The sequence below is a fragment of the Streptomyces sp. NPDC015131 genome (genome assembly GCF_043079975.1).
Lineage (GTDB): Bacteria > Actinomycetota > Actinomycetes > Streptomycetales > Streptomycetaceae > Streptomyces.
Map to the genome: position 1 here is coordinate 523,826 of NZ_JBIBVB010000001.1, position 25,255 is coordinate 549,080.

Here is a 25,255-nt window from a genome sequence, read left to right on the forward strand (position 1 = left end):
CGCGGTACCACATGGCCGGAAACCGACGCCCGCGGCGTATTCGTCGTATCAGCGCACATGGCCCGTCCGGGTGGCCGGACGGGCACCGGGGTCAACGCGGCGTTCCCCGTGTCGCCCGTGCCGGGGACCGGAGAGCGGCGCGATCCACCGCCTCTCCGGGGGTGGGCGTCCGGCCGGATCCGGCGGGCCGACCACTATGAATCCGCTCACTCGGTCGCGCCCGGATGTCCGGAACGGGCGGGCGAATCAGGGAGGTTGGGAAAGCAGCCCGCGCATCGGGCTGCACCGCCTCCCGCTCGCGGAGTACCCTTCCTTGATCGTTGGAGACGGGGTCCAGGAGCAGAAGGCGGTGCGCGGGTGAGCTCGGGAGGTCTGGAGCTGCCCCCAGGTGACTCAGGTCATGAGGGGGGCTCCACTGACCCCGCTGATGTCCCGCCCGGCGCGGTCTCCCTCGCCCGGCCGATGGAGATCGGTGCGGAACTGGACTGGGGCGCGGAGGCGTGGAGCGAGGTGCGCACCCGCGCGCAGCGGGCCGGGCGCGCCTACATCTGGCTGAATCTGGTCGAGCAGCGGCTGCGCGCGGTGGTCGCCGCCGTGCTGAGGCCGGTGTACGAGCCGGTCCACGGCGACGACTGGGTGGTGGCCGCCGCCGGGCCGGCCGGCCAGGAGTGGGTGCAGCGGGCCGTGGCGGTCCGGGAGGTCTCCCGCCGCAAGGGCTACCTCCTCGACCCGGCCGACGACAATGTGCTCAGCTTCCTCACGCTGCCCCAGCTCCGGGAGCTGATGGTGCAGCACTGGCCGTGCTTCGAGCCGTACTTCGACGACCGGCGCGAGGTCGAGCTGGCCCTGGACGAGCTGGAGGTCACCCGGAACGTGGTTTCCCGAAACCGGGCGCTCTCCCGCACCGTGCTCGACCAGTCCGAGCGGGCCTCGGCCCGGCTGCTGGAGATCCTGGGCGGCGCCGCCGGGGTGCCCTCCGCGCACCGGCTGCCCGTCGACGCGGTGGAGGACCTGGTCGGCGACCGGTACGCGGACGTCGTCTCCGTCCACCCCGACCGGGTCCGGCTCCAGCGGCAGCTGCCCGCCGAGGACCTCTTCGGCGGGGCGCGGCGGCTGGACGCCATCGGGATAGGCCTCAACCTCCTGGTGCAGAACTTCTCCGGGCGGCGGCTGGTGCGGCTCGCCGAGACCGGCTGCCGGATACGCCTGCTCTTCCTGAACCCCGCCAGCAGCGCGGTCAAACGGCGCGAGCGGGAGCTGGCGCTCAGGAAGGGGGAGTTGAGCCGGTCGGTGGAGATGAACATCCTCCACATGCGGCGCGTCCGCTCCCGGCTGAGGGACCCGGGGGCCTTCCAGATCCAGGTCTTCGACGAGACGCCGCGCTTCACCGCGTACCTCGTCGACGGGGACGGCCCGGACGGGGTCGGGGTGGTGCAGTCCTATCTGCGCCGGGCCCGTGGCATGGAGTCGCCGGTCCTGGTGCTGCGCGGCGGCCGGCGACCGGTCGTCACCTCCGGGGCTGGGACCGACCACGGCCTGTTCGAGACCTACCGCGAGGAGTTCGAGTCGGCCTGGGCGGACTCCCGGCCCGTCTCGTAACGGACCGCGCGGGGTCCGCCGGGTCCGCCGGTCCGTCGCCGGGGCTGCCGGTCCGTCCGGGTCCGCCGGGTCCGCCGCCGGGTCTGCCGGTCCGTCGCCGGGTCTGCCTGGTCCGGGTTCGGCGGGTGCGTGCGGTGCAGCCGTCTCCGAGCGGCGTTGTCAGTGGTGCGTGCGAGGGTGAGAAACCAGCAGGGGGAGTGCACCGCACGGGGGGCGCGCCACAGCATCGTGAGGAGGATCAGCATGGGCTGGCACGGGGAGACGCTCGTCGGCTTCGATCTGGAGACGACCGGGACGGAGCCGCTCGAAGCGCGCATCGTGACGGCGGCGGTCGTGGAGGTGCGGGGCGGGCGGGTGGTGGCGCGCCGCGACTGGCTGGCCGATCCCGGCATCCGGATCCCCGCCCAGGCCACCGCCATTCACGGGATCAGCAGTGAACGGGCGGCCACGGAGGGGCGCCCGGTCCGCGAGGTGGCCGACGAGGTCGCCGGTGTCCTGGCCGGCCACTGGGCGCGGGGGGTCCCGGTGGTGGCGTACAACGCGGCCTTCGACCTGACGCTGCTCACCGCCGAGTTGCGGCGGCACGGGCTGCCGGACCTGGGGGAGCGGCTCGGCGGGGCGCCGGTCGGGCCGGTGGTCGACCCCTACACCATCGACCGTGCCGTCGACCGGTACCGCCGGGGCAAGCGGAACCTGGAGGCGGTCTGCGCCGAGTACGGTGTGCGGCTCGACGGCGCCCACCGGGCGGACGCCGACGCGCTTGCCGCCGTGCTGGTGGCCTGCGCGATAGCCGAGCGGCACACCTCGGTCGCGGCGCTGTCCCCGGTGGAGCTGCACCGCCGCCAGGTGGTCTGGTACGCGGACTGGGCGGCCGACTTCCAGAGCTTCCTGCGCCGCAAGGGCACGCCCGACGCGGTGATAGACCCCGCCTGGCCGCTCCGTCCCACCGCCCCGGAGCCGGACCGGACACCGGCGCCCGCGGCGGGCTGACGGACCGGCACCGGGTTCCGGCGGTCGGGCCGGTACGTGACTCGGGACTCGGGCGGCAGGGCCGGTACCTGACTCGGGCGGCCGGGTCGGCCGGGTGCCACGGGGCGCTGGGGCGGGGGCGGGACGTAGCGGCAGGGGCGGGACGCTCAGCGGCGCGGGCGGACCGTTCAGCGGCGCGGGCGGCCGTGCTCGGCGAAGAAGTCCAGCAGCAGGGCGCTGACCCGGTCGGCGGCCTCCAGCGGGAGCCAGTGGCCGGCGCCGTCCACCCGCTCGTAGCGCCAGGGGCCGTCCACGTACTTCTCGGTGCCCGTCATCGACCGCTCGGTGAGGAAGCGGTCGCCCGCGCTCCACACCCCCAGCACCGGACCCCGCAGCACCGGCGCGGGCTGCGCCGGGCCGAACAGCACTTCGGACGGGAGGCCCGCCCGGTACACGGCCAGCGCGGCGGTGAGCGCACCCGGCTCACGCAGCCGCTCCACCGTCTCGTCCCGGTCCGGGTGCCCGGCGAGCATCTCGCGGAGGTTCGCGAAGTCGTCCCGGGACAGCCAGTCCTCGGCGAGCCCGTCGAGCTGGAACAGCTGCATGTACCAGGACGCCTGGCGCTGCTCCCAGCCCGCCGACAGCAGCGAGCCGATGTGGCCCACCGACAGCAGCGACAGGGTCGCCACCCGGGCCGGGGCGGCGAGGGCCAGGCCCTGGGCGATGCCCGACCCCCAGTCGTGGCCGACCAGGTGGACGCAGCCGATGTCCAGCCGGTCCAGCAGCTCCAGCAGGTCGGCCACCGAGCGGGCGGGGGCGTAGGCCGCGGTGTCCTCCGGCCGGCCGGAGGCGCCGAAGCCCCGCAGGGTGGGCGCGATGGTGCGGTGGCCCGCGTCGTTCAGCGCCCGCACCTGGTGGCGCCAGAGCCGGTGGGTGTCCGGGAAGCCGTGCACCAGCAGGACAGGGTCCCGTCCGGTCTCGCTGTCCTGGACGTCGAGGGTCACCTCGCCGAGTTCCATCCGCATGTCAATCCTCCCGTCGGGGAACGGAGTTCATGATGTCAGAAGGGGTACCAGCGGACCTCCGGGTCACCGTCCCGCAGCGATGCCACCCGCCGGCGGAACTCGGCGAGGGCCTTGGGGTTCGACGGCGCGTGCTGGGCCACCCAGGCGCAGCTCGCGGCCTCCCGGGCGCCGCGCAGCACCGCGCAGCCGTCCCAGTCGCGCACGTCCCAGCCGTACGCCTCGGTGAAGGCGTCGTGGGCCGCCGGGTCGAGGCCGTAGCGGTCCCGGGAGAGCGCGAGGACCACCAGGTCGTGCTCGCGCAGGTCGGAGGAGAAGGTCTCCAGGTCGACCAGCACCGGGCCGTCCGGGCCGATGTGCACATTGCGCGGCAGGGCGTCGCCGTGGATGGGGCCGCGCGACAGGTGGGGGGTGAGCGCCGCCGCCGCCTCGGCGAACCCGTCGCGGCGCGCCCTCAGGTAGGCGGCGTCGGCCGGGTCGATGGTGTCGCCCGCGAGCCGGAGCCAGCGCTCCACGCCGCCCAGCAGGTCGCGGGGCGGCAGAGGGAAGGGCGGCGCGGGGAGCGCATGGACCCGGAGCAGCAGCGGTGCGAGGTCCCGGGGCTCCGGCGGCCGCACCGCCCCGGGCAGCCGGTGCCACACCGTCACCGGGTGGCCGTCCACCAGGCGGGCGTCCGGCCGCGCGGCCCGGACGGCGGGGACACCGGCGTCCTCCAGCCAGGAGGCCACGGCGACCTCCCGCGCGGCCCGCTCCAGCAGCTCCGCGTCCCGCCCCACCTTGACCACCAGGTCACCGACGGCGAACACGGCGTTCTCGCCCAGGGCCAGGAGCGCCGCGCCGCCGTGGCCCTCACTGCCCTTGCCGCCCTCCAGCCCGGCGGCGGCCAGCACCCGCCGCGCCCGCACCTCGTCCATCGCGTCCGTACCTCCCAGTGGCATGCCGATCCGGCAAAGTCTCGCATCCGCGCAGGCCACCTTGACGAAGCGACCGCCCGTCAGGACGATGACGCCAGGCCGGCCCGACTTCACAAAAGGGGACTGTCCGTGACATTGGTGACAGCGCCGAAGCGGCCGGACGAGGCGGCCGGACGGCAGGCCGGAAAGCCGGGCGGCCGGGGCCGGCCACCGGACCACGGGGCCTGGTTCCTCGTCCTCCCCGCCCTGATCCCCATCCTCCTGCTCAGCGCCGGCCCCCTGCTGTACGGCATCGCCCTGGCCTTCACCGACGCCCAGTCCGGGCGCACCCGGTCCACCCAGTGGATCGGCACCCTCAACTTCCAGGACCTGCTGCACGACACCCTGTTCTGGGAGTCCTTCCGCATCGGCCTGCTGTGGGCGGTCGGGGTGACCGTCCCGCAGTTCGTCCTCGCCCTCGGGCTGGCCCTGCTGCTCAACCAGAACCTCCGCTTCCGCTGGGCGGCGCGGGCCCTGGCGATCGTCCCCTGGGCGATGCCGGAGGTGGTCGTCGGCATCATGTGGCGGCTCGTCTACCACGCGGACGCCGGCATCCTCAACGAGACGCTGCGCGACCTGGGCCTGGGCGACGGGCGCGACTGGCTGTCCGGCCTGGCCACCGCGCTGCCCGCCGTCGTCCTCGTCGGCATCTGGGCCGGGATGCCCCAGACCACCGTCACCCTCCTCGCCGGACTCCAGCACGTCCCCCGGGAGCTGCACGAGGCCGCCGCCCTCGACGGGGCCGGCGCCTGGCGCCGCTTCCGCACCGTCACCTGGCCCGCCCTCCGGCCGGTCGCCGCCGCCATCACGGCCCTCAACCTGATCTGGAACCTCAACGCCTTCGCCCTGGTGTACGTGCTCACCGCGGGCGGGCCCGGCGGCCGGACTCGCCTGCCGATGCTCTTCGCCTACGAGGAGGCGTTCCGGTACGGCCAGTTCGGCTACGCGGCGGCCATGGGCTGCGTCCTGGTCGCCGTCGTCTCCGTGCTCCTCGCCGTCCACCTCGTCCACCGGCTGAAGGGAGACCCGCGATGACGGCGACCGGCGGCCCGCGCTCCCGGCGCGTCACCAGGGCCGGCCAGTACCTGGCGCTCCTGGCCTACCTCGCCTTCCTCGGCCTGCCCTTCCTCTGGCTGGTCTCCACCGCCTTCAAACCGGCCCGCGAGCTGGGCTCCCTGCACCCGACCTGGCTGCCGGAGGACCCCACCCTCGCCAACTTTCGCCAGGCGTTCGCCGAGCAGCCGCTGCTCCAGGCCGCCGGGAACAGCCTGCTCGCCGCCTTCGCGGCGGCGCTCACCGCCGTGGCCGTCGCCACCCCGATGGCCTATGTGATGGCCCGCCGGCGCGGACGGCTCACGGCCGCCGCGACCGGCTGGGTGGTGGTCAGCCAGGCGTTCCCGTTCGTGCTGGTGATCATCCCGCTGTTCCTGGTCCTGAAGAACCTGCACCTGGTCAACACCCTCACCGGGCTGGTCCTGGTGTACGTCACCTGGTCGCTGCCGTTCGCGCTGTGGATGCTCACCGGGTACGTCCGGGCGGTGCCGGCCGAGCTGGAGGAGGCCGCCGCCGTCGACGGGGCGGGCCGGCTGCGCACCCTGGTGTCGGTCACCGCGCCGCTGCTCGCCCCCGGCATCGTCGCCACCGCGCTCTTCGCCTTCGTCACCGCGTGGAACGAGTTCTTCTTCGCGCTCGTCCTGCTCAAGACCCCGGAGAAGCAGACCTTGCCCGTCGTCCTCACCCACTTCCTCGGCGCGGAGGGGGTGGCGGACCTCGGCCCGCTCGCCGCCGCCGCGTTCCTCGCCACCCTCCCCTCGCTCGTGGTCTTCGCCGTCATCCAGAAGCGGATCACCGGCGGCACCCTGGCCGGGGCGGTGAAGTCCTGATGCGCCGCCCCGCGCGCCCGCCGCGCCGCGCCACCCGGGCCGCGCGGCTCGCCACCGTCCTGACCGCCGCCCTCGCCCTGCTGCTCGCGGGCTGCTCACCGGGCGGCGGAGGGGGCCGCGACGACGGGCGGACCGTGCTGCGCTTCCTCTCCCTGGCCTGGCAGAAGGAGTCGGTCGACGCCAACCGGGAGCTGGTCGCCGAGTGGAACGCGGCGCACCCCGATGTCCAGGTCGCCCTCGAACAGGGCAGCTGGGACAGCGTGCACGACCATCTCCTCACCTCCTTCGAGGGCGGCGAGGCGCCCGACGTCATCCATGACGCCTCCGACGACCTGGCCGACTTCGCCCACGGCGGCCACCTCGCCGACCTCCGCCCGCTGCTGTCCCCGCGCCTCAGGGCGGACATCCCCCCGGCCGCCTGGGCGGCCACCACCTTCGGGGAGGGGGTGTACGGGGTGCCCTTCCTCCAGGAGCCGCGCGTCCTGATCGCCAACAGGAAGATCCTGGAGGCGTCCGGGGTCCGCATGCCCACGCCCGAACGGCCCTGGACCTGGCCGGAGTTCCGGCGGATCGCGCGGGACGTCACGGCCACGATGGGCGAGGGGCGGTACGCCGTCGCCTGGCCGCTGAAGGAGCCCGTCTCGGTCTCCCTGAACCTGGGCCTGTCCGCCGGCGGCCGGCTGTTCCACCGGGACGGCGACGGGAGGGCCGCCGTCCGGTTCACCGAGGCGGACGCCGTGATGCCCGGCACGGTCCGCGCCCAGGTGGTCGACGACCGCACCGCGCCGCGCAGCACGCTCGGCATGGGCGGCTCGGACACGCTCCCCGGCTTCTTCGGCGGCCGGTACGCCATGGTCCCGCTCGGGTTCTCGTACCGTCAGCAGATCGCGCAGCAGGCGCCGGAGGGGTTCGCGTGGACGGTGCTGCCCGCCCCCGCCGGCAGCGGCGGGCTCGCGCAGGGGGTGAGCCCGCAGACGCTCTCGATCGCCGAGGACAGCGAGCACAAGGAGGAGGCCGCCCGGTTCATCGACTTCCTCCTCCGGCCCGCCAACATGGTCCGCCTGGCCCACGGCGACTGGATGCTGCCGACCGGCACGGCGGCGCTCCGGGCGCCCTCCCTGCGTACGCCGAAGGACGGCTGGGCGACCGGCAGCGCCCTGGCGGCCCATCTCCGGCCCGCGCCCGCGCAGTCGGTGCGGGGCTACCCCGAGTGGAAGGACAAGGTCGCCACGCCCGCCTACCAGGAGTACTACAGCGGAGCCATCGACGCCGCCGAGCTGGAGGCCCGCCTGGTCGGCGACGGCAACCGGGTACTGGCGCGCTACCAGCGCTGAACCGGAGGGACCGGCTCCAGTACGTCACGGCGTGGCAGTGGCCGGGCGCGCCGTCCCGGACCGCCCGGCCGCCGCGGAGCCGCCGCCGGGCGGCCGGTTCACCGCGCGGGGCTCCGGCGTTCCCTCCGGCGGAGGTACCAGTTCCCCACCGGTGCGGTCGCGGCCATGACGAAGAGGATCACCGCGACGACCAGGTGCGGCAGTGTGCGGCCCTGCGCGAGGGTGTACAGCCCGCAGACCGTGCCACCGAGGGCGACACCGAGAGCGGGCGGCAGACGGACGGAGCACAGGCCGGTGACCACCACGAGCAGCGTGGGAATCGCGGCGAGGAAGAGCGTCCACGAGCGCAACTCGTAGCCCTCGGCGGCCACGCAGCCGCCCCGTGGTCCGCGCACGCAGCCGCCCTCCACGAGTCCCAGGATGCCCCAGGTCGCGGCGGCCATGACCGCGGGGCTCAGGAGGACCCACCACCAGCTCTTCTCGTCCAGCGACCACTTGCCCGATGTCTGTATGCCGCTCATCACCCCGCCTCTCGCTGTGTGGGGCCACCGTGCCACACGCCCAGAGCCACAGGAAAACAGGTTGCACGAGACGTCTCGTCTCGTCTACGGTGTGGCACATGACCTCAGCCGATCGTGCCCACATCGCCATGTTCTCCATCGCCGCCCACGGGCACGTCAATCCGAGCCTGGAAGTGATCCGGGAGCTCGTCGCCCGTGGCCACCGCGTCAGTTACGCCATCCCCGCGTCCTTCGCGGAGAAGGTCGCCGAGACCGGCGCCGAGCCGGTGATCTACACCTCCACGCTGCCGACCGACGACGACCCCGACGCCTGGGGGACCGAACTCATCGACAACATCGAGCCGTTCCTCGCCGACGCCGTGCAGGCCCTGCCCCAGCTCGCCGACGCCTTCGCCGGTGACGAGCCGGACCTCGTCCTCCACGACATCACCTCCTACCCCGCACCCGTCCTCGCCCACCGCTGGGGCGTCCCGGCCGTCGCGCTCTGGCCCAACCTCGTGCCCTGGGAGGGGTACGAGGAGGAGATCGCCGAGCCGATGTACGCCGACCTCAAGGAGTCGGAGCGCGGCAAGGCGTACTACGCCCGCTTCGAGGCGTGGCTGGCGGACAATGGCGTCGGCATCCACCCCGACCGGCTGATCGCCGCACCCCGCAAGGCGGTCGTCCTGATCCCCAAGGCGCTCCAGCCGAACGCCGACCGGGTCGACGAGACCGTCTTCCACTTCGTCGGTGCCTGCCAGGGCGACCGCGCCGGACAGGGGGAGTGGCGGCGGCCGGCCGGGGCCGGGAAGGTGCTGCTGGTCTCCCTCGGCTCGTCGTTCACCAAGCAGCCGGACTTCTACCGCGCCTGCGCCGAGGCGTTCGGCGGCCTGGACGACTGGCATGTCGTCCTCCAGATCGGCAAGCACGTCGACCCCGCCGAACTCGGCGAGCTGCCCGCCAACATCGAGGTGCACTCCTGGGTGCCGCAGCTCTCCGTCCTGCGCCAGGCGGACGCCTTCATCACGCACGCCGGCGCCGGCGGCAGCCAGGAGGGGCTCGCCACCGGCACCCCGATGGTGGCCGTGCCGCAGGCGGTCGACCAGTTCGGCAACGCCGACATGCTGGCCTCACTCGGGGTGGCCCGCCACCTCCCGATGGAGGAGGCCACCGCCGAGACCCTGCGGGCCGCCGTCCTGGAGCTGGTGGGCGACCCCGAAGTGGCCCGCAGGGCGGCGGAGATCCAGCGGGGGATGGCCGCCGAGGGCGGCACCCGGCGGGCCGCCGACCTCATCGAGGCGGACCTCCCGGGGGCCGCCGGCGCCCGGTAGCCCCGGCCCGGCCCCCGCCCCCGCCCCTGGACCTCCCGTCCGGGGGGCGGCCCCCGCGAGGCGGCGGTCCATCCGCACCGCGCCGTGGCACGGCCCTCCGGGTCGCGCCGCCGCGCGGTGCCGTAAAGCTTCCGCCGTGGGCGATTTGTTATTAAGGAAGTTTGTTGAGTAAGTCATAGCTGTGTGAAGAGCTTGATCTGCGCTCGTCAATCGACCAGGGTTTCGAACCAGGCCGCGGAAATCTTTTCGTCCACGGCCGAACCCCCCACACAATTTGATGACGAGGAGACCCCTCTTCATGGCAAACACCAAGCGCGCACGTGGAGTTCGGCTCGCAGCAGCCACCGCCGTCGTCGCCGGCCTCACCGCCTTCGGCACGGCCCACGCAGGTGCCGCCCCCACCCCCACGCCGACCGAGGGAACGGTCTACGGACTCGGAGCCGAAGGCGCCGTCTCCGGAAGCTACATCGTCCTGCTGGACGAGAAGGCGGACAAGGCGAAGCTCGCCAAGGAGTACGGCGGCACGCTGAAGCGCAACTACACCTCGGCCGTCAACGGCTTCTCCGCCAGCGGCCTGTCGGAGACCGAGGCCAAGCGCCTCGCCGCCGACCCGTCGGTCGCCAAGGTCGTGCAGAACAAGAAGTTCAGCATCAGCGCCACCCAGGACAACCCGCCGTCCTGGGGCCTGGACCGGGTCGACCAGGCCGACACGGCCGGCGACAGCAAGTACACCTACCCCGACAACGCGGGTGAGGGCGTGACCGCGTACGTCATCGACACCGGCGTACGCGTCGGGCACAAGGACTTCGAGGGCCGCGCGGTCTCCGGCTTCGACGCCATCGACAACGACAACGACGCCAGTGACGGCAACGGCCACGGCACCCATGTCGCCGGCATCATCGCCGGTGCCGCGCACGGTGTGGCCAAGAAGGCGAAGATCGTCGCCGTCCGGGTGCTCGACGACAACGGCTCCGGCACCACCGAGCAGGTCGTCGCCGGCATCGACTGGGTCACCAAGAACCACCAGGGCCCCTCCGTCGCCAACATGAGCCTGGGCGGCGGCGCCGACCCGGCCCTCGACGAGGCGGTCAAGAAGGCCATCGCCGCCGGGGTCACCTTCGGTGTCGCGGCCGGCAACGAGTCCGCCGACGCCGGCCAGGGTTCGCCGTCCCGCGTCCCCGAGGCCATCACCGTGGCCTCCTCCACCAAGGACGACCAGCAGTCCGACTTCTCCAACTACGGCTCGGTCGTGGACATCTACGCCCCCGGCTCGGACATCACCTCGGCGTGGAACGACAGCGACGAGGGCACCAAGACCATATCCGGCACCTCCATGGCGACGCCCCACGTCGTCGGCGCCGCGGCGGTCTACCTGGCGGGCCACCAGGACGCCACCCCGGAGCAGGTCGCCAAGGCCCTCACCGACGGCGCCACGGCCGACAAGATCTCCAACCCCTCCCAGGGCACGCCGAACAAGCTCCTGAAGATCGTGGAGTAGCCCGTACGGGACCCTGAACGGCGGCCGCCGTGCCCTCCCCCACGGGGCACGGCGGCCGCTCTATGGTGTGACCATGACGACGAGGTACGCCGCCCTGCTGCGCGGGATCAACCTGGGCGGCCACAAGAAGGTCGCGATGGCCCAGCTCCGCACCCTGCTCACCGAGCTGGGGCACGGCGACGTCACCACGTACCTCCAGAGCGGCAACGCGGTCTTCACCGACACCTCCGGCGCCGACGAGGACACGCTGGCGGCCGGTATCGAGGCCGCCGTCGAGAAGCACTTCGGCTTCAGCGCCGGCTGCCTGGTCCGCGGCGGCCCGTATCTCCGCGCCGTCGCCGACGACTGCCCCTTCCCGGCGGCCGGCCTGGAGGGCAGGCAGCTGCACGTCACCTATCTCTCGGCCCCCGCGGACCCGGGCCGGTTCGCCGGCCTCGACCAGGAAGCCTTCCTCCCCGAGGAGTTCCGGCTCGGCGACCGCGCCGTCTACCTCTACACCCCCGAGGGGCTCGGCCGCTCCAAGCTGGCCGAGGCGCTCGCCCGCCCCGCGCTCACCAAGGGCATCACGGCCACCACGCGCAACTGGAACACCGTCGTCAAGCTGGTGGAACTCACCCAGGAGTAGCGCGAAGCGACGGCGGCCCCTTGAGCGGTGGCCCCCCGAGCGGCGGCCCATCCCCGCGCAGCCCGCCCTCGTACGGCCTTACGCGGCGGCCCGCCCCCTCGCCTCGGCGCGCGCCTCCTCGTAGCGCGCCAGCAGCAGCCGGGCCAGCTCGGGCGACGGGCCCAGCACGTCCGCCAGGACGTCCGCGCCCGCCGCGCCCTCGGCGATCCGGTCCGGCAGGCGGCCGGGCGCGATGACATAGGGGGCGACCGCCACCCGGCGCGCCCCCTCCTCGCGCAGGGCCCGCACCGCGTCCTCGGTGCGGGGAAGAGATGCGGAGGCGAACGCAGGCCGCACGGCGCACCAACCGGTGTGCCGCAGCTCCCGCGCCATTTCAGCGATCACTGCGATCGCCTCCGGGTCGGAGGAGCCCGCCGAGGCCAGGACGACCCCGGTCGAGCGCTTGTCGGCGGGCGTGAGGCCCGCCTCGTACAGCCGCCGCTCCAGCGCCGCGATCAGCAGCGGCGACGGCCCCAGCACCGGCGCCTGCCGCATGCGCAGGGACGGCGGTGCCTCGCGGAGCACCGCGGGGATGTCGGCCTTGGCGTGGAAGGCGCGCGTGAGCAGCAGCGGCAGGGCCACCACGTCGCGTACGCCCTCGGACGCCAGCCGCTCCAGCACGGCACCCACCGACGGCACGTTGAAGTCCAGGAACGCCGTCTCCACCCGTACGCCGGGGCGGAGGGACGCGGCGCGGCGGACCAGGGCGTGCACGGTGGCGGCGTGCCGCGGGTCGCGGCTGCCGTGGGCGATGACGAGAAGGACCGGACGGTTCATGACGGGACGCTCAGCTCTGGACGAGGAGCCCGCGGCGGCGCAGCACCGCCCGCTCCAGGGGGCTGAAGATCAGCAGGTCGATGGCGATGCCGACGCTCAGGATGAGCAGGATCGCCAGGAAGATGCCGGGCATGTCGATGTTGTTGCGGCCGTTCTCCAGCAACTGGCCGAGGCCGAGGCCCAGTTCCGGCGAGGAGGCGATGATCTCCGCGGCCATCAGCGACCGCCACGAGAACGCCCAGCCCTGCTTCAGGCCCGCCAGGTAGCCGGGCAGCGCGGCCGGCATCACGATGTGCCGGGCACCCCGCAGCCCGGTCGCGCCGAGCGTCCGCCCGGCCCGCAGGAACAGCGGCGGCACCTGGTCCACGCCCGCCACCAGGCCGTTGGCGATCGACGGCACGGCGCCCAGCAGGATCACTGCGAACATCATCGAGTCGTTGAGGCCCAGCCACAGCACCGCCGGTGCCACCCACGCCACCGACGGCAGCGACTGGAGGCCCGAGAGGATCGGCCCGATCGCGGCGCGCACGAACCGCACCCGCGCCACCAGCAGGCCCAGCGGGGTACCGATCGCCAGCGCCATCAGGAAGCCGAGCAGCGCCCGCGACACACTGGTCCACAGCACTCCGAAGAGCGTGCCCTCCAGCCACATCGCGGACAGGCTGTCCCACACGGCGGACGGCGGCGGGAGCTTGTACGCGTCGGTGACCTCGGCCCACACCAGCAGCTGCCAGACCACCAGCACCAGCGCCACGGCCACCAGCGGCGGCAGGACCTTCCTCACCAGGACCTCGCGCAGCGGGGTGCGGCGCACCTGCACCGCGTCCAGCGCGTCCAGGCCCGCCTCCAGGCCGGCCAGGTCGTCCGCCTTGCCGTCCGTTGTCCCGGCGGACCGGGTCGTCGTCTCAGTGCTGGCCATGACGGCGGATCTCCCCACGCAGTTCTTCGGTGATCTCGACGGACAGCTCCGCCACCGCGGCGTCCTCGATACGGCGCGGCTGAGGGATGTCGATGCGCCACTCGCGGGCGATCCGCCCCGGCCGGGACGACAGCAGCACCACGCGCTCGGCCAGCCGCACGGCCTCGCGCACGTTGTGCGTGACGAACAGCACCGACAGCCGGGTGTCGCGCCAGATGCGCGTCAGCTCGTCGTGCAGCACGTCCCGGGTGATCGCGTCCAGCGCGGCGAACGGCTCGTCCATCAGCAGCAGGTCGCTGTCCTGCGCCAGCGCCCGGGCCAGGGCCACCCGCTGGCGCATGCCGCCGGACAGTTCGTGCACCCGCTTGCCGTACGAACCGCCGAGCCGTACCAGCTCCAGCAGCCGCTCCGCCTCGCCCCGCCGCTCGCCCTTGGGCACCCCGCGCAGCCGCAGCGCCAGCTCGATGTTCTTCCCGGCCGTCAGCCAGGGGAACAGGGCGTGCTCCTGGAACATCAGGGCCGGCCGGCCGCCGGGCGTGGCGATGGACCCCGCCGTCGGCCGGTCGAGCCCCGCGACCAGGTTGAGGAGCGTGGACTTGCCGCACCCCGAGGCTCCCAGGAGGGTGACGAACTCGCCCGGGGCGACGTCGAGCGAGATGTCGTCGAGCACGAGCTGCTGTCCGGACGGTCCGGCGAAGGACTTGGAGACGTGCTCGAGACGGGCCGCGTGGGTCACCGCGACACGGTCCTCGGCCTTGGCGAACGTCGTGGCCATGGTCGTCACCTCCTGGGAAACGGGTGGGGGAGTACGGGAACGGGGCTGCCGTGCGCGGTTACTCGGAGCCGAGCCCGGCGTCGGCGACCGCCGGCCCGCCCTCGGCCTTCAGGACCTTGTTGAGCGGCCGGAGGTCGTAGATGCCCTTGAGGTCCGGCTTCTCCAGCAGCCCGGCGGCCACCGCGTGGTCGGCCTGCGCCTGGAGCGTCGCGGCCAGCGGGTCGTCGAGGAACCGGATCGACGACCACGCCGGGTCGAGGACCTTGTCACCCAGCGGCTTGCCGGTGAGCTGCTCCAGCTTCGCGTTGGCCGACGCCTTGGCCTTCTCCGGGTTGGCGTTGATCCACTTGTTGGTCTTCACCGACCCGCGCAGCACCGCCTCCACCACGTCGGGGTGCTCCTTGAGGAACTTCTGCGACACGATGATGTTGGTGATCACGAACTTGCGGTCCGGCCAGAGCGACGACTCGTCCAGCAGCACTTTGGCGCCCTCGCTGACCAGCTTGGACGCGGTCGGCTCCGGCACCCAGGCGCCGTCGATCGAACCGGAGGTGTAGGCGTTGGGGGCGACCTTGTTCTCGGTGCGGACCACGGACACGTCGCCCTTGCCGCTCTGGGCGTCGACCTTCCAGCCCCGCTCCCTGATCCAGTTCAGGAACGCCACGTCCTGCGTGTTGCCGAGCTGAGGGGTGGCGATCCGCTTGCCCTTGAGGTCGTCCAGGGTCTTGATCTTGTCCGGGTTCACCACCAGCTTCACGCCACCGGACGCGGAGCCGCCGATGATCCGCAGGTTCTCGCCGCGGGACTTGACGTAGCCGTTGATCGCGGGGGAGGGGCCGATGAAGCCGATGTCGATCGAGTCGGCGTTGAGCGCCTCGATCTCGGAGGGGCCGGCGTTGAAGGTCGACACCGCCAGCTCGGTGCCGCCCAGCTCCTTCTGGATGATGCCTTCCTGGTCGCCCACCAGGGCGGTGGCGTGGGTCAGGTTCGGGAAGTACCCGACCCTCACCCGGTCGGCGGAGAGCTTCTCGCCCTCGGCCGCCACCTTCTTCTCGTCGCCGGTCGCCTTGGAGCCGTAGCCGCAGGCGGCCAGCGTGCCGATCAGCAGCGGCAGGGCCGCCGCGGCGGCGAGAGAGCGGCGCAGGGTGGTACGGGAGGCAGGCACGGAGGTGTATCCCCTCGGTTCAGGGTCTTCGGAATCGTCTTCGGTGGTGCGCGGAGCGCGGGTACGGCAGGCGGAGTGCGCACCTCGGGTGCGCGGTCCTCACCCCGCACATCGCGCCACTCCACCGGTCCCCGCGCCGAGGGCGCCGCTGCCGACCCGGCCGCCCTCCTTCGCGAACGTCGCGTACACATCGGCCATCGTCAGAAGTCCCAGCCCTCGTCGTCCTGTTCGGCGGGGAGCGCCTTCGCCGAGGCGAACGACTCGCCCGCCATGCCGGCCGCGAGCGTGGTGCCGTCGGACGGGTCGATCAGCAGGAACGAGCCGGTGCGCCGGGAGTCGGCGTAGCTGTCGAGCGCCAGCGGCTCGGCGGTGCGCACCACGACCCGGCCGATGTCGTTGGCCACCAGCCGGCCCGGCGCCGGGTGCTGGGACAGGTCGTCCAGCGTCAGCCGGGACGGTATGTCCTTGACGATCGCCTTGACCGTACGGGTGGTGTGCTTGAGCAGCACCCGCTGCCCGACGCTCAGCGGCTGGTCCGCCACATGGCACACCGTCGCCACGACGTCCTGCGTGGTCGCCGGGGCGTCGGCGGCCGGGGCGATGAGGTCGCCGCGCGAGATGTCGATGTCGTCGGTCAGCCGGACGGTCACCGACTGGGGCGCCCAGGCGATGTCGACGCTCTCCCCGAGGGCGTCGATCGCCGCGATGGTGCTCGTCCGCCCGGACGGCAGCACGGTGACCCGCTCGCCGACCCGGAAGGCGCCGGCCGCGATCTGGCCCGCGTAGCCCCGGTAGTCGGGGTGCTCGGCGGTCTGCGGCCGGATCACGTACTGCACCGGGAAGCGGGCGTGGCAGGCCGTCAGGTCGTGGCTGACCGGCACGGTCTCCAGGTGCTCCAGCACGGTCGGGCCGCCGTACCAGTCCATGTTCGCCGACGGCTCCACCACGTTGTCGCCGGCCAGCGCCGAGATGGGGATGGCGGTGATCTCCGGGACGCCCAGCTCCGAGGCGTACGTCGTGAACTCCTCGGCGATCGCCGCGAACACCGGCTCCGCGTAGTCGACCAGGTCCATCTTGTTCACGGCCAGCACCACGTGCGGGACCCGCAGCAGCGCGGCGACCGCCGCGTGCCGGCGGGTCTGCTCCACCACGCCGTTGCGCGCGTCGACCAGCACCACGGCCAGCTCGGCGGTCGAGGCGCCGGTCACCATGTTGCGGGTGTACTGCACATGGCCCGGGGTGTCGGCCAGGATGAACCGGCGCCGGGGCGTGGCGAAGTAGCGGTACGCCACGTCGATGGTGATGCCCTGCTCCCGCTCGGCCCGCAGGCCGTCCGTCAGCAGCGCCAGGTCGGGGGCGTCCTGGCCGCGGCTCAGCGACGCGGCCTCGACGGCCTCCAGCTGGTCGGCCAGGACCGACTTGGAGTCGTGCAGCAGCCGGCCCACCAGGGTGGACTTGCCGTCGTCGACGGAGCCGGCGGTCGCGAAACGCAGCAGGGTGGTGGCCGACAGGTCGGCGAGCTGCTCGCTCGTGGTGCTCATCTCTAGAAGTACCCTTCGCGCTTGCGGTCTTCCATCGCGGCCTCGGACAGCTTGTCGTCGGCGCGGGTGGCGCCCCGCTCGGTGAGCCGGGACGCGGCGATCTCGGCGATGACGGCGTCCAGCGTGGTGGCGTCGGATTCGACGGCGCCGGTGCAGGACATGTCGCCGACCGTGCGGTAGCGGATCAGCCGCTTCTCCACCGGCTCGGTGTCCTTCGGGCCGCCCCACTCGCCGGCGGTCAGCCACATGCCGTTGCGGGAGAAGACCTCCCGCTCGTGCGCGAAGTAGATCTGCGGCAGCTCGATGCCCTCGCGCTCGATGTACTGCCACACGTCCAGCTCGGTCCAGTTGGACAGCGGGAAGACCCGCACGTGCTCACCGGGGGCGTGCCGCCCGTTGTAGAGCTGCCACAGCTCCGGGCGCTGGCGGCGCGGGTCCCACTGGGAGAACTCGTCCCGCAGGCTGAACACCCGCTCCTTGGCCCGCGCCTTCTCCTCGTCGCGCCGCCCGCCGCCGAACACGGCGTCGAAGCGGTGCTGCTGGATGGCCTCGGTCAGCGGGACCGTCTGCAGCGGGTTGCGGGTGCCGTCCGGGCGCTCCTTGAGCACCCCGCGGTCGATGTAGTCCTGCACGGAGGCGACGTGCAGCCGCAGCCCGTGCTTCTCCACCGTCCGGTCGCGGTACTCGATGACCTCGGGGAAGTTGTGCCCGGTGTCCACGTGCAGCAGAGAGAAGGGGACCGCCGCGGGGGCGAACGCCTTCAGCGCCAGGTGCAGCATGACGATCGAGTCCTTGCCGCCGGAGAACAGGATCACCGGCCGCTCGAACTCCCCCGCCACCTCGCGGAAGATGTGCACCGCCTCGGACTCCAGCGAGTCCAGGTGCGACAGGGCGAACGGGCTGTCGGTGTCCTGGACGTCGGTGACCGTGGTCGTCATGCCAGTCCCCTCTCGGTCAGCAGCGTGTGGACCGCCGCGGCGGACTCCTGGACGGTCTGGTTCTGGGACTCGATCCGCAGGTCCGGCGCCTCCGGCTCCTCGTACGGGTCGTCCACCCCGGTCAGGCCGCTGATCTCGCCCGCGGCCTGCCGCGCGTACAGCCCCTTCACGTCCCGCTCGGAGCACACCTCCACCGGGGTGGCGACGTGCACCTCGACGTACGGGGTGCCCTCCCGCTGGTGGCGCTTGCGGACGGACTCCCGGCTGTCCGCGTACGGGGCGATCACGGGCACCAGCACGTGCACGCCGTTGGACGCCAGCAGTTCGGCGACGAAGCCGATCCGCTGCACATTGGTGTGCCGGTCCTCGCGGCTGAACCCGAGGCCCGCCGAGAGGAACTCGCGGATCTCGTCGCCGTCGAGCACCTCGACCCGCCGGCCCTCGCCGCGCAGCCGGTCCGCCAGCGCGTACGCGATCGTCGTCTTGCCGGCGCTCGGCAGCCCGGTGAGCCAGATGGTGGCCCCGGGGGTGGCCCCAGTCACGTTTCCTTCTCCCACAGTCGTCATCAGCCGTGCAGCCCGCACTCGGTCTTCGTCCGGCCCGCCCAGCGGCCCGCCCGCGCGTCCTCGCCCTCCGCCACGCGGCGGGTGCAGGGCGCGCAGCCGACGGAGGCGTACCCGTCCATCAGCAGCGGGTTGGTCAGCACCCCGTGCTCGGCCACGTACGCGTCCACGTCGTCCTGCGTCCAGCGGGCGATGGGCGAGACCTTCACCTTCCGCCGCTTCTCGTCCCAGCCGACGACCGGGGTGTTCGCCCGGGTCGGGGACTCGTCGCGGCGCAGGCCGGTCGCCCACGCGTCGTACGCGGTCAGCCCGTCCTCCAGCGGCTTGACCTTGCGCAGCGCGCAGCACAGGTCGGGGTCGCGGTCGTGCAGCGCCGGGCCGTGCTCGGCGTCCTGCTCGGCCACCGTCCGCAGCGGGGTCAGGGTGATGACGTTGACGTCCATCACCGCGTCCACCGCGTCCCGGGTCCCGATGGTCTCGGGGAAGTGGTAGCCGGTGTCGAGGAACACCACGTCCACGCCCGGCATCGCCCGGGAGGCCAGGTGGGCGACGACCGCGTCCTCCATGGAGGAGGTGACGCAGAACCGGGGGCCGAAGGTCTCGGCCGCCCACGCCAGGATCTCCAGGGCGGACGCCTCCTCCAGGTCCCGCCCCGCCTTCTCCGCCAGCTCCCTGAGCGACTGCTCGCTCCGAGTGACCGTCATGCCGTGTCCCCTCCACCGTCGTCGCGCCGCAGCCCCCGGCTCAGCAGTCCGAGGAACTTCAGCCGGAAGGCCCGATTGCAGGCCGCGCACTCCCAGGCGCCGTGCCCCTCCTCACTGGGGCGCAAGTCCTCGTCCCCGCAGTACGGGCAGTGGAACGGCGCCGCCCGCTCGCTCACGACAGGGCCTCCTCGCTGGCGCGCGCCGCCCAGGTGGCGAAGCGCTCGCCGGACTCGCGCTCCGCCTGGAAGCGCGTGAGGACCCGCTCGACGTAGTCGGGCAGTTCGGCGGCGGTGACCTTCAGACCGCGCACCTTGCGGCCGAAGCCGGCCTCCAGGCCGAGGGCGCCGCCCAGGTGCACCTGGTAGCCCTCCACCTGGTTGCCCTCGTCGTCCAGCACGAGCTGGCCCTTGAGACCGATGTCCGCCACCTGGATGCGGGCGCAGGCGTTGGGGCAGCCGTTGATGTTGATGGTGATCGGTTCGTCGAAGTCCGGGATACGGCGCTCCAGCTCGTCGATCAGCGACGCGCCGCGCGCCTTGGTCTCCACGATGGCGAGCTTGCAGAACTCGATGCCGGTGCAGGCCATGGTGCCGCGCCGGAACGGCGACGGCTTCACCTGGAGGTCCAGCGCCTCCAGCCCCTCCACCAGCGAGGCGACCTGCGCCTCTTCGACGTCGAGGACCAGCATCTTCTGCTCGGCGGTGGTCCGCAGCCGGCCGGAGCCGTGCGCCTGCGCCACCTCGGCGATCTTGGTGAGGGTGGCGCCGTCGACGCGGCCGACGCGCGGGGCGAAGCCGACGTAGAACCGGCCGTCCTTCTGCCGGTGCACCCCGACGTGGTCGCGCCACTGCTGGACGGGCTGCTCGGGCGCCGGGCCGTCGGTCAGCGGGCGCTTCAGGTACTCGTCCTCCAGCACCTTCCGGAACTTCTCCGGGCCCCAGTCCGCGACCAGGAACTTCAGCCGGGCGCGGTTGCGGAGCCGGCGGTAGCCGTAGTCCCGGAAGATCGAAATGACGCCCTCGTACACGTCGGGGACCTCGTCCAGCGGCACCCAGGCGCCCAGCCGGACACCGATCTTGGGGTTGGTGGAGAGGCCGCCGCCCACCCAGACGTCGAAGCCGGGGCCGTGCTCGGGGTGGTGCACCCCGACGAACGCGATGTCGTTGATCTCGTGCGCCACGTCGAGCAGCGGGGAGCCGGAGACGGCGGACTTGAACTTCCGCGGCAGGTTGGAGAAGTCCTTGTTGCCGACGATCCGCCGCTGGATCTCGTCGATGGCGGGCGTGCCGTCGATGATCTCGTCCTCGGCGATCCCGGCGACCGGGGAGCCCAGGATGACGCGCGGGGTGTCGCCGCACGCCTCGGTCGTGGACAGGCCCACGGCCTCCAGGCGGTTCCAGATCTCGGGCACGTCCTCGATCCGGATCCAGTGGTACTGGATGTTCTGCCGGTCCGTGATGTCGGCGGTGCCGCGCGCGAACTCCTGCGAGATCTCCCCGATGACCCGCAGCTGCTCGGTGGTCAGCCGGCCGCCGTCGATCCGGACGCGGAGCATGAAGTACTCGTCGTCCAGCTCCTCCGGCGCCAGGATCGCGGTCTTGCCGCCGTCGATCCCGGGCTTGCGCTGGGTGTAGAGGCCCCACCAGCGCATCCGGCCGCGCAGGTCGTTGGGGTCGATCGAGTCGAAACCGGCCTTGGAGTAGATCGTCTCAATACGTGTCCGAACGTTGAGACCGTCGTCGTCCTTCTTGAACTGCTCGTTGCCATTGAGGGGCGTGAAGTGGCCCACGGCCCACTGACCTTCGCCGCGGTGGCGCCCGGTCTTGCGACGGGCGGCGGCGGAGGCGGGCTTCTCAGGGGTGGCGGCCATGACGATACGTCCTTCGGGACAGCAGGAGGGCGGCTCTGACCTGCACACTCGCGCGCTCGGCAGGGGGCGGCGCGGCGATGCGCTGGGGGTTCAGAAGTTCGGGGGATCGCGGTGGTGCTGGGCTGGTCAGCTCACCGGACAGATGGCGCTGGACATGCGGCCGAGGTCGACGTGCCGCCGACTCACCAAGGCAATTCCAGCTCGAGACATGACGGAAGCGTGCCATGGGACTTTGGACCCAGTCCAGAATCGTCCGGAATATGGACGGGGGTGTCCCGCATCGTGGACAATGTGGCCTGGGTCACTCGGCCGGGCGGGCGGGTCGTCGGCGGGTGGGGGCGGGGACGGCGGTCAGCCCAGCGCGCCCGGCCAGGGACCCGGAGCGGCCGTGTCCGGCTCCTCGCTCACCTTCGTGTCGAACAGCCGGAAGCCCCGCCGCAGATAGTTGTCCATCGCGTGCTCCCCGTCCAGCGAGCAGGTGTGCAGCCACACCCGCTTCGTCGGGGCGCGCCCCAGCCAGCGCTCCGCCAGGTCCCACGCCCGCGCCGCACCGTACGACAGCAGGTGCCCGCCGATCCGCCGCCCCCGGAACGCCGGTATCAGCCCGAAGTACACGATCTCCACGACCCCGTCGTCCTGCGCGTCCAGCTCCACATAGCCCGCCGGCGTCCCCCGGTCGTACGCCACCCAGGTCTCCGCGCCCGGCCGGCCCAGGATCTCCTCCCACTGCGCGTACGTCAGGCCCAGCCGGTCCGTCCAGCGGATGTCCCCGCCCACCGCGCTGTACAGGAACCGGCTGAACTCCGGCGAGGGCACCCCCGCCCGCTCGATCCGGACGTCCCCGGAGGGCTCGGCGGCGGGCCGCAGATCGGCGGGCGAGGTCTGTTCGAGGGACCAGGTGGTCACGGTGATGCTCATACGCCAAGCGAATCACGTCCGTCGCCCGGCTCGTGCCCGCCCCGGGAGGCGCACACCGCCGGGGCCGTCGAGTGGGGGAGCAGATCCGCCGGATCCCCCGGGCGGACCACCTCCACCTCCACCTCCTCCCGGAAGCGGTACGGGCGGTGCTCCAGCACCCCGGCCAGCGTGCGGCGCATCCGGGACATCTCCGCCCGCACGGTCACCGTCCGCGTCCGGTCGCCGAACACGTCGTACGCCAGCTCCGCCGCCGTCCGGCCGCCCCGGTGCAGCGCCAGCACGTACAGCAGCTCCGTATGGCGCGGGCTCAGCTCCCGCGTCCAGCTCCCCGCCGCCCCCGACACCCGCAGCGACCAGCGCCGCGGCCGGCTCACATCCAGCACCACCCGGCCCGGCGCGCCCGCCTCCCGCGCCTCCTCCCCGTCCACCACCCGCAGCAGCCACCCGCCCGGCAGCGGCTCCACCTCGCACATCCCCAGCGCCGGCAGCCACACCCGCCCCGGCCCGAACGACGCCGGCAGCGGCACCCGGTCCACCGGCGGCATCCCCGTCACCCCCGCCAGCCAGCCGTGCCCGTCCACCGCCAGCGCCCTGCCCCCCACCCGGCACAGGATCGGCGCCGCCACCGCGCGCAGCCGCCCCAGATCGGCGAAGTGCCGGTTGCGCAGCTCCGCCTCCGCCAGCCGGGCCACCGAGCCCACCAGCGACAGCGTCGCCGGGTGCATCGTCGCCAGCGGCCCGCTCACATCCACCGCCCCCAACAGCGTCCCGTCCCGCGGATCGGTGATCGGCGCACCCGCGCACGTCCACGAATGGTGCGTCGCCACGAAATGCTCCGCCGAGTGCACCTGCACCGGGCGGCGCGCCACCAGCGCCGTACCCACCCCGTTCGTCCCGACCGTCGCCTCCGCCCAGTCCGCCCCCGGCTCGAAGCCGTGCCCGTCCGCCTTCCGCAGCACCGGCGCGCTGCCCTCGCGCCACAGCACCCGGCCGTCGGCGTCCGCGACCACCATGATGTGCCGCACCGCCCCCGACCCGGCCGCGCCCGGCACCAGCCCCTCCCGCAACACCGGCAACAGCTCCGCCAGCGGCGACGCCGCCCGCCGGCGCTCCAGCTCCCCCGGCGCCAGCAGCCCCGACCGCCGGTCCCGGTCCGGGTCCAGCCCCCCGCGCAGCATCCGCTGCCACGACGCGCCTATCTCCGCGCGCGGCGCCAGCGCGGACCGCCCGCCCCGCAGCGCCGCCTCCCGCACACCCTTCAACAACAGCGCGGCCTCACGCGTGTCCATCGCGGCCAGCCGCGCCATGTCCACCGTGGCCCGCCGCACCCCCCGGCCGGTCCCTGCCACCCCACCCTCCCCAGTCGGCGACGCTGCAACCCCTTGCAACTCTCGCGCACCCCCCTGCCCCCGTACGACAGTGGTGCCGCGACGGGATGGTGCCGTGTCGGCGCAGCACCATCCCGTTTTATTTTTGTGGCTCGGTTCGCCTCCGGGGCGCTTTAGACGGTGTCGACGGTCGATCGTGCTCGGCCCTTCGTTCCTCAGGGCCTCCGCGCGTTCTCCCTTTCGACACCCGCGGCCCCCCTTCGGCTCACTCGCCTCTCACGCACCGGGAGGAGCCCCCGCGTGCTCACCCGACCGGTGCTGCTCGGGTCACCCGCCGGGAGTGACCCGGGCCGGTGCTCACCCGACCGGTGCTGCTCGGGTCACCAGGGACGCCAGGTCCAGGGTGTGGGGCAGCGTGCCGAAGGCGGCGCCCCAGTCGGAGCCCAGGCGGGAGGCGCAGAAGGCGTCGGCGACCGCCGGCGGGGCGTACCGGACCAGCAGCGAGCCCTGGAGCACCAGGGCCATCCGCTCCACCAGGCGGCGGGCGCGGGCCTCGACGCCCTCCAGGTCGGCCAGCTCCGCCAGCAGGTCCTTGATCGCGCCGTCCAGCCGGTGGTCGGCGCCCCGGGCGCGGCCGACCTCCTCCAGGAAGGCGTTCAGCGCCATCGGCTCCCGCTGGAGCGCCCGCAGCACGTCGAGGGCCTGGACGTTGCCCGAGCCCTCCCAGATGGAGTTCAGCGGTGCCTCGCGCAGCAGCCGGGGCATGCCCGACTCCTCCACGTACCCGTTGCCGCCCAGGCACTCCAGCGCCTCGGCCGTCACCGGCGTACACCGCTTGGTGACCCAGTACTTGGCGGCCGGCACCGCCAGGCGCAGGAACGCCCGCTCCTGCTCGCCGCCGGAGTCCCAGGCGGCGGCCAGCCGGATCGCCAGCGCGGTGGCCGCCTCGGACTCCAGCGCGAGGTCGGCCAGGACGTTGCGCATCAGCGGCTTGTCGACCAGCGTGCCGCCGAACGCGCTGCGGTGGGAAGCGTGGTGCACCGCCTGGGCGACCGCCTGGCGCATCAGGGCCGCCGAGCCGACCACGCAGTCCAGCCGGGTGGCCGCCACCATCTCGATGATGGTGCGCACCCCGCGCCCCTCGTCGCCGACGCGGCGCGCCCAGGTGCCGTCGAACTCCACCTCGCTCGACGCGTTGGACCGGTTGCCCAGCTTGTCCTTCAGGCGCTGGATGCGGAACACGTTCCGGGTGCCGTCCTCCAGCACGCGCGGCACCAGGAAGCAGGTGAGCCCGCCGGGCGCCTGGGCCAGCACCAGGAACGCGTCGGACATGGGGGCCGAGCAGAACCACTTGTGGCCCGTCAGGAGGTACTCGCCCTCCGCGTCCAGCGGGGCCGCGGCCGTCGTGTTCGCCCGTACGTCGCTGCCGCCCTGCTTCTCCGTCATCCCCATGCCGAAGAGGACCCCGGTCTTGTCCGCGGCCGGGCGCAGCTCCTCGCCCTCGTAGATCCGCGAGGTCAGCCTGGGCTCCCACTCGGCGGCGAGCGCCGGATCGGTGCGCAGGGCCGGGACGGCGGAGTGCGTCATCGACAGCGGGCAGCCGTGCCCGGCCTCCGTCTGCGTCCACACCAGGAACCCGGCGGCGCGCCGCACATGGCCGCCGGGCCGGCCCCAGGCGTCGGTGAGCCCGTTGGTCACCGCGTGCCCGAGCAGCCGGTGCCAGGCGGGGTGGAAGTCCACCTCGTCGATCCGGTGGCCGTACCGGTCGTGGGTGCGCAGCTTCGGGGGGTTGTCGTTGGCGAGGAACCCCCACTCCTGCGCCTGCGCCGACCCGGCCGTGGTGCCGAGGCCGGACAGCTCCCGTCGGGCCTCGTCGAGGAGTTCGGGCGGAAGATGACGTTCCACGGCCTCGGTCAGCGCCCGGTCCGCGGTGAAGACGTCGTACCCGACCAGGGGCGGAGGCTGGTTGGTCACGGTGTGGGTGGTGGTCGCCATGCGGATACG

General features: G+C 73.1%; 24 protein-coding genes and 1 pseudogene. 8 read left to right on the plus strand and 17 right to left on the minus strand.

Features of this window, described 5'->3' with window-relative positions:
* The first annotated feature begins 357 nt into the window (after positions 1–357).
* A complete protein-coding gene (locus ACF08D_RS01970) occupies positions 358–1,599 on the plus strand; it encodes an SAV2148 family HEPN domain-containing protein (protein WP_392220540.1) in 1,242 nt (413 codons plus the stop codon).
* A 243-nt stretch (positions 1,600–1,842) separates the two neighbouring features.
* Positions 1,843–2,589 (plus strand): exonuclease domain-containing protein, encoded by a 747-nt coding sequence (locus tag ACF08D_RS01975; protein WP_392220541.1) that lies wholly within the window; start codon positions 1,843–1,845, stop codon positions 2,587–2,589.
* A 167-nt stretch (positions 2,590–2,756) separates the two neighbouring features.
* Here ACF08D_RS01975 and ACF08D_RS01980 read toward each other — a convergent pair whose 3' ends face one another.
* Both ACF08D_RS01980 and ACF08D_RS01985 read right to left on the minus strand, forming a co-directional pair.
* Complete coding sequence (locus ACF08D_RS01980) at positions 2,757–3,593, minus strand: alpha/beta fold hydrolase (RefSeq protein WP_392220542.1); 837 nt, start codon at positions 3,591–3,593, stop codon at positions 2,757–2,759.
* A gap of 35 nt (positions 3,594–3,628) precedes the next feature.
* On the minus strand, positions 3,629–4,504 hold the full coding sequence (locus tag ACF08D_RS01985; RefSeq protein ID WP_392221184.1) for a phosphotransferase enzyme family protein: 876 nt from the start codon (positions 4,502–4,504) through the stop codon (positions 3,629–3,631).
* A gap of 129 nt (positions 4,505–4,633) precedes the next feature.
* Between ACF08D_RS01985 and ACF08D_RS01990 the strand changes: the two genes are divergently transcribed.
* Genes ACF08D_RS01990 through ACF08D_RS02000 form a run of 3 tightly spaced genes read left to right on the plus strand, consistent with a single transcriptional unit; the run spans position 4,634 to position 7,760 of the window.
* Complete coding sequence (locus ACF08D_RS01990) at positions 4,634–5,578, plus strand: carbohydrate ABC transporter permease (RefSeq protein ID WP_392220543.1); 945 nt, start codon at positions 4,634–4,636, stop codon at positions 5,576–5,578.
* Complete coding sequence (locus ACF08D_RS01995; RefSeq protein WP_392220544.1) at positions 5,575–6,426, plus strand: carbohydrate ABC transporter permease; 852 nt, start codon at positions 5,575–5,577, stop codon at positions 6,424–6,426. Before ACF08D_RS01990 ends, ACF08D_RS01995 begins: the two co-directional genes overlap by 4 nt.
* Positions 6,426–7,760 carry an ABC transporter substrate-binding protein gene (locus ACF08D_RS02000; protein ID WP_392220545.1) on the plus strand — a complete coding sequence of 445 codons (1,335 nt, stop codon included), beginning with the start codon at positions 6,426–6,428 and terminating at the stop codon, positions 7,758–7,760. The genes ACF08D_RS01995 and ACF08D_RS02000 overlap by 1 nt, the downstream gene beginning before the upstream one ends.
* Before the next feature lie 98 nt (positions 7,761–7,858).
* Here the strand turns inward: ACF08D_RS02000 and ACF08D_RS02005 are convergent, their stop codons facing one another.
* Positions 7,859–8,281 (minus strand): hypothetical protein, encoded by a 423-nt coding sequence (locus ACF08D_RS02005; RefSeq protein ID WP_392220546.1) that lies wholly within the window; start codon positions 8,279–8,281, stop codon positions 7,859–7,861.
* Here ACF08D_RS02005 and mgt point away from each other — a divergent pair.
* From mgt to ACF08D_RS02020, 3 genes and pseudogenes are all read left to right on the plus strand, one after another.
* Positions 8,271–9,591 (plus strand): annotated as a pseudogene (gene mgt / locus ACF08D_RS02010) (macrolide-inactivating glycosyltransferase). The gene ACF08D_RS02005 and the pseudogene mgt sit on opposite strands and share 11 nt — an antisense overlap.
* Positions 9,592–9,889: 298 nt before the next feature.
* Positions 9,890–11,089: a S8 family peptidase gene (locus ACF08D_RS02015; RefSeq protein WP_392220548.1), complete on the plus strand. Its 1,200-nt coding sequence runs from the start codon at positions 9,890–9,892 to the stop codon at positions 11,087–11,089.
* A gap of 73 nt (positions 11,090–11,162) precedes the next feature.
* Positions 11,163–11,714: a DUF1697 domain-containing protein gene (locus ACF08D_RS02020; protein ID WP_392220549.1), complete on the plus strand. Its 552-nt coding sequence runs from the start codon at positions 11,163–11,165 to the stop codon at positions 11,712–11,714.
* Between the two features lie 78 nt (positions 11,715–11,792).
* Here ACF08D_RS02020 and ACF08D_RS02025 read toward each other — a convergent pair whose 3' ends face one another.
* The 14 genes from ACF08D_RS02025 to ACF08D_RS02090 all read right to left on the minus strand — a co-directional run bounded on the left by ACF08D_RS02025 (position 11,793) and on the right by ACF08D_RS02090 (position 25,246).
* Positions 11,793–12,530: a sirohydrochlorin chelatase gene (locus ACF08D_RS02025; RefSeq protein ID WP_392220551.1), complete on the minus strand. Its 738-nt coding sequence runs from the start codon at positions 12,528–12,530 to the stop codon at positions 11,793–11,795.
* 10 nt (positions 12,531–12,540) lie between these two features.
* Positions 12,541–13,449 carry an ABC transporter permease gene (locus ACF08D_RS02030; RefSeq protein ID WP_392220553.1) on the minus strand — a complete coding sequence of 303 codons (909 nt, stop codon included), beginning with the start codon at positions 13,447–13,449 and terminating at the stop codon, positions 12,541–12,543.
* Positions 13,436–14,224, minus strand: coding sequence for an ABC transporter ATP-binding protein (locus ACF08D_RS02035; protein ID WP_392220554.1), 789 nt, complete (start codon positions 14,222–14,224; stop codon positions 13,436–13,438). Before ACF08D_RS02035 ends, ACF08D_RS02030 begins: the two co-directional genes overlap by 14 nt.
* Positions 14,225–14,282: 58 nt before the next feature.
* Complete coding sequence (locus ACF08D_RS02040; RefSeq protein ID WP_392220556.1) at positions 14,283–15,389, minus strand: aliphatic sulfonate ABC transporter substrate-binding protein; 1,107 nt, start codon at positions 15,387–15,389, stop codon at positions 14,283–14,285.
* Between the two features lie 200 nt (positions 15,390–15,589).
* The gene (locus ACF08D_RS02045) at positions 15,590–16,930 is read right to left on the minus strand and encodes a sulfate adenylyltransferase subunit 1 (RefSeq protein ID WP_392220557.1); all 1,341 of its coding nucleotides are present in this window, start codon (positions 16,928–16,930) and stop codon (positions 15,590–15,592) included.
* A 2-nt stretch (positions 16,931–16,932) separates the two neighbouring features.
* Entirely contained in the window at positions 16,933–17,868 is a 936-nt protein-coding gene (cysD, locus tag ACF08D_RS02050) for a sulfate adenylyltransferase subunit CysD (protein ID WP_392220558.1), read from the minus strand.
* Entirely contained in the window at positions 17,865–18,434 is a 570-nt protein-coding gene (gene cysC, locus ACF08D_RS02055; RefSeq protein ID WP_392220559.1) for an adenylyl-sulfate kinase, read from the minus strand. The genes cysD and cysC overlap by 4 nt, the downstream gene beginning before the upstream one ends.
* A complete protein-coding gene (locus ACF08D_RS02060; RefSeq protein ID WP_392220560.1) occupies positions 18,434–19,135 on the minus strand; it encodes a phosphoadenylyl-sulfate reductase in 702 nt (233 codons plus the stop codon). The genes cysC and ACF08D_RS02060 overlap by 1 nt, the downstream gene beginning before the upstream one ends.
* Complete coding sequence (locus ACF08D_RS02065) at positions 19,132–19,311, minus strand: hypothetical protein (protein WP_392220561.1); 180 nt, start codon at positions 19,309–19,311, stop codon at positions 19,132–19,134. The genes ACF08D_RS02060 and ACF08D_RS02065 overlap by 4 nt, the downstream gene beginning before the upstream one ends.
* Complete coding sequence (locus ACF08D_RS02070) at positions 19,308–21,005, minus strand: nitrite/sulfite reductase (protein WP_392220562.1); 1,698 nt, start codon at positions 21,003–21,005, stop codon at positions 19,308–19,310. Before ACF08D_RS02070 ends, ACF08D_RS02065 begins: the two co-directional genes overlap by 4 nt.
* A 126-nt stretch (positions 21,006–21,131) precedes the next feature.
* Positions 21,132–21,215, minus strand: a complete 84-nt coding sequence (locus ACF08D_RS02075; RefSeq protein WP_312846103.1) for a putative leader peptide — start codon at positions 21,213–21,215, stop codon at positions 21,132–21,134.
* A gap of 141 nt (positions 21,216–21,356) precedes the next feature.
* Positions 21,357–21,923: a GNAT family N-acetyltransferase gene (locus tag ACF08D_RS02080; protein ID WP_392220563.1), complete on the minus strand. Its 567-nt coding sequence runs from the start codon at positions 21,921–21,923 to the stop codon at positions 21,357–21,359.
* Positions 21,920–23,230, minus strand: coding sequence for a GAF domain-containing protein (locus tag ACF08D_RS02085; protein WP_392221185.1), 1,311 nt, complete (start codon positions 23,228–23,230; stop codon positions 21,920–21,922). Before ACF08D_RS02085 ends, ACF08D_RS02080 begins: the two co-directional genes overlap by 4 nt.
* Before the next feature lie 378 nt (positions 23,231–23,608).
* Positions 23,609–25,246, minus strand: a complete 1,638-nt coding sequence (locus ACF08D_RS02090; protein WP_392220564.1) for an acyl-CoA dehydrogenase family protein — start codon at positions 25,244–25,246, stop codon at positions 23,609–23,611.
* Positions 25,247–25,255: the final 9 nt, after the last annotated feature.